The sequence below is a fragment of the Trabulsiella guamensis ATCC 49490 genome, from assembly GCF_000734965.1.
In the GTDB taxonomy this organism is placed as follows: Bacteria; Pseudomonadota; Gammaproteobacteria; order Enterobacterales; family Enterobacteriaceae; genus Trabulsiella; species Trabulsiella guamensis.
Genome location: NZ_JMTB01000068.1, coordinates 1 through 6680 on the forward strand (window position 1 = coordinate 1; position 6680 = coordinate 6680).

The 6680-nt window shown below is 52.0% G+C and carries 7 protein-coding genes and 1 pseudogene; all 8 read left to right on the forward strand.

From position 1 onward, the window contains the following. Positions 1-653 precede the first annotated feature (653 nt). Complete coding sequence (locus GTGU_RS10245; protein ID WP_038156381.1) at positions 654-1577, forward strand: hypothetical protein; 924 nt, start codon at positions 654-656, stop codon at positions 1575-1577. Between the two features lie 129 nt (positions 1578-1706). Next, positions 1707-1904 carry an AlpA family transcriptional regulator gene (locus tag GTGU_RS10250; protein ID WP_038156383.1) on the forward strand — a complete coding sequence of 66 codons (198 nt, stop codon included), beginning with the start codon at positions 1707-1709 and terminating at the stop codon, positions 1902-1904. A gap of 107 nt (positions 1905-2011) precedes the next feature. After that, positions 2012-2599: a DUF2857 domain-containing protein gene (locus GTGU_RS10255; protein WP_038156386.1), complete on the forward strand. Its 588-nt coding sequence runs from the start codon at positions 2012-2014 to the stop codon at positions 2597-2599. Next, on the forward strand, positions 2589-2801 hold the full coding sequence (locus GTGU_RS24555; protein WP_038156388.1) for a TraR/DksA family transcriptional regulator: 213 nt from the start codon (positions 2589-2591) through the stop codon (positions 2799-2801). Before GTGU_RS10255 ends, GTGU_RS24555 begins: the two co-directional genes overlap by 11 nt. A 403-nt stretch (positions 2802-3204) precedes the next feature. Further along, complete coding sequence (locus GTGU_RS10265) at positions 3205-3414, forward strand: hypothetical protein (RefSeq protein WP_038156390.1); 210 nt, start codon at positions 3205-3207, stop codon at positions 3412-3414. Between the two features lie 63 nt (positions 3415-3477). Then, positions 3478-4101: pseudogene (locus GTGU_RS10270) on the forward strand (lytic transglycosylase domain-containing protein); the annotation flags it as partial. A gap of 72 nt (positions 4102-4173) precedes the next feature. Further along, positions 4174-4470, forward strand: coding sequence for a TrbC/VirB2 family protein (locus tag GTGU_RS24560; protein ID WP_084222773.1), 297 nt, complete (start codon positions 4174-4176; stop codon positions 4468-4470). 9 nt (positions 4471-4479) lie between these two features. Next, positions 4480-6680 (forward strand): VirB4 family type IV secretion/conjugal transfer ATPase (locus GTGU_RS10275; RefSeq protein ID WP_038156392.1); only part of this gene is annotated, 2201 nt, incomplete at its 3' end.

The following is a 6680-nucleotide window of genomic DNA, read 5'->3' on the forward strand; positions in this document are numbered from 1 at the left end:
GCACATGTCGATATGAGGGAACGAGCCTGTCTCTATTATAGCTTGTCTATCTGTCAGGTTGCCACTTAACTCTTTGACCGTACTAAACATACTGACGTCCGGGTACAGCGGATTTCAGAAATAATAGTATTGTCACCAATGTTACCTGTTGCTTAATCACATGTTCACTGTCATAAACTATTTTCACAACCCAACACATAAGACTTTTCCTAATAAAAAGCAGTTATGTGTATATAAATATCATCATTAACAGAAGTGTACCTGCAAAATTAACAGGTCTGAACATTCCCCCCAGTAAAGTCAGTGAGATATAACTGACTGTTTACAATGAATTATTCAGCCTTCTATTACCCAACAAATGTCAGACACTTAATGCTGTCAGCGTGGAAATAGAATCCCAGTGCATCATATTGTCAATTTTTCTGAACACCTACTAAAAATAACAGGGGTTCACAATGACAATTATATTTACCTCACTGACATTAATGCTGCTACTTTTATTTAGTGTTCAGGGTATCCGGACTGTTTTTCTCCCGGAGGATCAGTACCGTAACCTCTTTATCAGCAATGATATTTTATTCCCTTTCGCATCGAAGCATGATGCAACGGTCATTTACTCATTCTTTTCATACTCTGGTTAAGGAAATGATTTTATGTTCAGTCGATCTTCCGTTTTCTCTGCACGTAATAAGTCTGACTGGCTCTTTGTTCCTGAAGCTGTACGGGCGCTGAATGAAATTACCGATTTAAACATCATGGACTACGATATTTATCATCACGCGCTACTCGGCCGAATTAAACTCTCCATATTATTTCCGTCTCCTGTTTGTTTACGGAAGATCAAATACATGGATGATAAAATAAAATTCACGCCAACAGGAAACTCAACGGTCAGTCGCCTCTGCATGCTGGATTCGGGGTGCTTCCTGGCTGGTCGGAATCTGGTCATGAGTACAGAGGGCCGTTTTATCACTTCCTTAAAAGGGCTGATCGATACATCATTCATTGGATATGAAAGTACCTGGCTCCACTATCTTCTGGCTCGTTCCCTGCGACTTCAGCAACCGTTTCGCAGAAGAGGCAACATTAACTACGGGATCACTGCCACATTGTCAGGAGAAACCTTCCAGGTATTTGAATGCATGACCTGGCGTGAGAGGATTAACCGACAGCTCCTGAAACTGCCGCGAGATGTGCAGACAGCGACCAGAAGGAGGCTTTCAGAGGCAAAAATCAATGAACACCGCAAAGACTACTTCCCTCTCCATCATCTGCCAGCGGATACCTGGATTGTTATACGCTACTCAGAGCTTGAAAAACTCGTCCAGGTCAGTCGCGGTGAAAATAAAGTGCAGCCTGCCACGACCCGGATGTCCTCGCCCCTGGCCCGTCTGTTCTGGCTGGCCTGCCGCAATAATGACACCATCAGTCCGTTAATCAATCAGCCCTATAAAATGCTGCCAATATTTGAACAATGGGCCGCAAATGAGGGAATTACAGACAAACTGAGCGGCGACACGCTCAAGGCAGCGCTGAAGCGTGGTTCACCACCGACGGTAAAAATAAAAGGTCATTAGCTCTCCTGCCAGAAAACCCGTATTAAGGGTTCCGAAATCCTTAATACGGGTTTACCTCCTTTCCCTTCTCCTGTCACTGTGTTTCTGTGTTGTCTCCGGGTCCCCTCTATTTACCGCAGGAGAACTACCATGTCATATCAGTTATTACGGCTTAAACAGGTTCAGGAAAAAACAGGGCTGAAACGGACTCAGATTTATCTGTATATGAAAACGGATGATTTCCCGCAGTCTATAAAGATTGGCCCCGCAAGTGTTGCCTGGCTTGAGTCTGAGATTGACGACTGGATAAGCGAGAAATTAAACCACCGCAGGCAGCATACCGAATAATTACTGCCACTTTATTCTTCCCTGAAATAAATCCCGTTACGTCCCGGCGTGGTTTACTTCATTCCGGGATGCACCATCAGAATAACAGTATATCAGGAGAGGACTTTATGATCCCGCCTCTGAATTATGTCATTTTAACTCACGCATTACATGCGCTGAAAAACGGTGATATTCATTACTGTGAAACTATCGGATTCACTCATGAGGAAATCAGGCACCTCAGCAGACTGACCCTTGATGAGCTGTTTTTTATCACCAGGGCATCAGTTCCCCTGCTGGATATCACCGTCCGTCATGACCATCTGAGTCAGTGTCTGCTGCTGTCCCGCCAGGAAATCCAGCGTCAGCAACAGATTGACCGGGCTATCCGGCTTGGCGGCTCCATTGCCCTGCTGAGTGCATACTTCGGCCTGACCTCCAATGACACCTGTCTTCGTCGCCGTCTGAACGGTATCACTGTGACCCACGGGCGCTCGCCACTGCCGGATGAGACAACCGACGCCAGAATCTGGCAACTCTGGCATAAATTCCATCCCGGCAGCACCGATACACTGAATGCGCTTGACGTCATGATGCAAATCACCGAATCCGTCTCATTTGGCAAAGCAGAACCGGTTTCCCTGACCACCGTCTGGAACCGCATCACGCGCTGTGAGCAGGAAAAGCTGGACCGGAGGGCGACACATGCCGGATGAAATTGACCGCGACCAGGCATTCAATGAGCAACGGCTGGAAGCCATGATTGAACAGAGCCGTTTCCGGCCTGCTCCCGTCCCCTCATTATATTTCTGCCGGTTTTGCGGTTCACCGATACCGGATAAACGCCGTCATACCTTACCCGGCGTCACCACCTGTACCCGATGTCAGTCCATTCTGGAACGTCGTCGGTGCAGATAATAACAACGCATAACTGATTTCAGGGCGGCGTATTTTACGCCGCCTTTTTATTTACAAAATAAAATTCACTTTCCCTTATATATCCTCTGTGGTCCCTGAATAACCGCATAATGCCCCGGAATATTTTTCTTTTATTTCCCGTTTTGATTTTCCTGTTTCATATCACTATCTGATACCGCACGCTGAATATACCGTCACTCACGGTTATTTCATCCTGGCGTTAATTCGCTACGACATAATATTGCTCTTTAACAATCCGGACCGGGCTGTCACACAACCATAATTCAGGGTGCCGCTGAATGTCCTCGCTGACCCGTTTAAACCGGAATGCAGGACCGGAATGTGACGTTATTTCCTTTATTTCTTTTATTCCCTTCAATCCTTATATATCCGGGGGCATCCCATGCGAAAACCTGACTATATCGTGTATATCACCCAGGAATCACAACCTGATCCCCAGGGTGAAACCAGTACGTTCTGGACAAAAGTTGGCGTGGCCTTCACCCATAATGGCAAAAACGGTCTGAATATCATTCTGACGCCCGGCCTTGCCGTCTCCGGAAAGCTGGTTCTGCTGGAGCCCAGAGACGAAACCCCCTCACCTGCTGCATAACCCCCGTTATTCTGCTGCCGCGCACCGCGCGGCATCTCTTCCTGTTCTTTCTCAGGAGGTTTTATGCTGTCCACTGAAGCATTCCTGGCGCTGGCGATGCAGTGCGCCGCCAGCATTCACCCGTCCACCTCGCTCGATGTAGCACGGGCGGAGTCCGGCCTTCATCCTTACGCCATTGCTGAGATTATTCCCCGCAGTGAGCGTCAGTCGGGCCGGGTACATGTCATTTCACATTATCCCTCAGACAAACCCAGTGCCATCCGTCTCGCGAAACAAATCGCAGCAAAGGGTCGCCGTTACTCCGCCGGACTGATGCAAATCACCAGTACCAATTTTCACCAGTATGGTGTTACGGCTGCTGATCTGTTCTCTCCCTGCACCAGTCTTTCCGTCTTTGAACGCATCCTGACCGACTGCTGGCGACGGGGCGGCACCCTGAAACGGGCGCTCAGTTGCTATTACGCCGGTGATTTTGAGACCGGGCAAAAACCGGAAGCAGCATTTTCGCAGACAAGCTATCTCCGGCGGATCGGTTACACCGTCCCCGGCACCCGCCAGGACAGCTCCCCTTCACACCCCACCACTGGCGCAGTGGCTGATCCCGACAGTTCCTCTGCTGCCATCCGGCCCCGCGTTGTCTGGCCGGGCAGTGTCGTGCGCGGTGTTCCGTCAGCACTGCGCCAGCAAACGACAACCCGGACTGAAGGTGAAAAAAACCGGTTCTGTCACACCACCTGCTCCACGAACGGAGAAATAACCATGCAACTCAAAGACCGGGTTAAACGTTGTCTTCGTCGTTCTGCGGCCTCAGCCCTGGCACAGAGCGTTGTGGCATCCCCCGCGCTTGCTGACGGATTCCAGCGGGCCAACACCATCATGGAAAAGGTCTCTGCCGGTCTTCACGGTCTGGCAGCGGTGACCATTACCGTTGCGGTGATCTGGATTGGTTACAAGACGCTCTGGAAGGGCGAAAGCCTGTCGCAGTGCGGTTACATCATCATTGGCGGCATCCTGATTGGTGGCGGCAGTGAGATTGGTGCACTGCTGATGAGCTGAGGGGGCCCAATGGCAAAACTGATGAAAGCCATGACGCGCCCCGCCTCGCTGTGGGGTGTACCAATGGTTCCCCTGCTGGGGGTGGCGGGCGTCACCATCATTCTTGCGGTCTGGACCACCGTAGCCCTGCTGGCCCTGCTCCCCGTCGAATTTCTGGTGATGAAATCCCTGACCCGAAACGAACCCCGGCGTTTCAGCCTGATAGCCGTGTGGCTGAGAGCGAGGGGACACCCTGTCGCAAATCGCATTTTCGGTGCCACCGCCTTTATGCCTGCTGAGCAAGCCCCTGTTGATATCACGGAGTTTCTTGATGCCATGAAACTGAACCAGTGTGCAACTGTAACAAAATTCATTCCGTACTCGTCCCATATACACCGCCATGTTGTCCGCTCGCGACGCGGTGAACTGTTCTGTACCTGGGAACTGACAGGAACGCCTTTCGACTGTGAATCTGAAGAAAACCTGGAGGCCGGAACGACACAACTTCACGGTCTGATCCGTGCTTTTGAAGGAATGCCCGTGACGTTCAGCATTCATAACGTGCGGGAGCCGTTTACCGATTCGCTGCACCGGGATTCCGGTAATCCTTATGCCGATGATGTCAGCCGTCTTTACTATGCGTCCCTTAAGAAAACGCCCTTTCGCCGTAACCGCCTGTTTCTGACGGTCTGCTGGCAGCCCTTCTCCCGTGCGGAGAAGGCCGGGCGCAGACGGATGCCTGACGGTCAGAAGCTGCGGGAACTGGATAGCGTACTTCAGGAAATGCTCGATATCCGCACGGCACTGGATACTGCACTGTCACGGTATGATGCCCGCGCACTTGGCACCTTCAGCGAAGGTGATGGCGTTTATTCCTCCCAGCTTGCCTTTTATGAATATCTGCTGACGCACCAGTGGCGAAAAGTCCGCGTGACCCGTACACCGGTTTACCGTGTACTGGGTTCTGCGGCGCTGTACTTCGCCGCCGGAGCCGGGCAGATAAACCATGTAAACGGTACGCACTATTTTCGGGGACTGGAGATAAAAGAATTCTCGCAGGAGACCGCCACCGGGATGATGGATTCGCTGCTGTATGCTCCATGCGATTATGTCATCACACAGACGTACAGTTGTCTGTCCCGTGAAGAGGCCCGTAAAGCCATCCGGCGTACCCGGCGTCTGATGATGAGCGCCGATGACGAAGCCATCTCACAGCGCCTTGACCTGGATGTGGCGCTTGATTTGCTGATGTCGGGCAAAATCGCCTTTGGCCGCCACCATTTTTCCCTGATGGTCTTTTCCCCTTCACTGGAGCGACTGGCCGCCGATACCAGTGAAATCAGCAATATGCTGAATAACACCGGCCTCACACCGGTTCCGGCAGAACTGTCTCTGTCAGCGGCATATATGGCCCAGCTTCCGGGCAACCAACACCTGCGCCCGCGACCGGGGGAACTGAGCAGCCGGAATTTTGTTGAACTGGCCGCACTGCACAATTTTTACCCCGGCAAACGGGACCGCGCACCGTGGGGGGAAGCGATGGCCCTGCTGCGTACCCCGTCCGGGGATGGCTATTACCTGAACCTGCATAACACTCTGGCCGGTCTTGACGAGTTTAACGAAAAGAACCCGGCCAGTACCTGTATTCTCGGCACCAACGGTTCGGGGAAAACCATGCTGATGACGTTCCTGGAAATCATGCAGCAGAAGTATGGTCACAGGGACAGTTTTGCACCAGACGCCAGACCCCGGCGACTGACCACCGTTTATCTGGACAAGGACCGGGGCGCGGAAATGCATATCCGGGCGCTGGGTGGCCGCTATTACCGGGTTATCAGCGGTGAACCCACCGGCTGGAACCCGTTCTCACTGCCACCCACGAAACGCAATCTGAACGTTATCAGGCAACTGATGAAAATCCTCTGCACCCGCAACGGAGCGACGCTCACCCCACGCGATGAGCGACGGCTGAACGATGCGGTAAACGCCGTGATGCGCAATGAACCACAGTACCGCATTTTCGGTATCACCCGCCTGCTGGAGAATCTGCCGGAGCCTGCCACCCGCGAAGCCCAGGAAAACGGGCTGAGCATCCGGCTGGCACAGTGGGCGCAGGGGGGTGAATTCGGCTGGGTGTTTGACAACGAATCCGACACGTTCGATATCCGCGACTGCGACAACTTTGGCATTGACGGTACGGAGTTTCTGGATGATGCCGCTGTATGTGCACC

Coding starts and splice junctions, on each gene's coding strand:
- GTGU_RS10245 (WP_038156381.1), top strand. CDS start 654: ATGTTCAGTCGATCTTCCGTTTTCTCTGCACGTAATAAGTCTGACTGG.
- GTGU_RS10250 (WP_038156383.1), top strand. CDS start 1,707: ATGTCATATCAGTTATTACGGCTTAAACAGGTTCAGGAAAAAACAGGG.
- GTGU_RS10255 (WP_038156386.1), top strand. CDS start 2,012: ATGATCCCGCCTCTGAATTATGTCATTTTAACTCACGCATTACATGCG.
- GTGU_RS24555 (WP_038156388.1), top strand. CDS start 2,589: ATGCCGGATGAAATTGACCGCGACCAGGCATTCAATGAGCAACGGCTG.
- GTGU_RS10265 (WP_038156390.1), top strand. CDS start 3,205: ATGCGAAAACCTGACTATATCGTGTATATCACCCAGGAATCACAACCT.
- GTGU_RS24560 (WP_084222773.1), top strand. CDS start 4,174: ATGCAACTCAAAGACCGGGTTAAACGTTGTCTTCGTCGTTCTGCGGCC.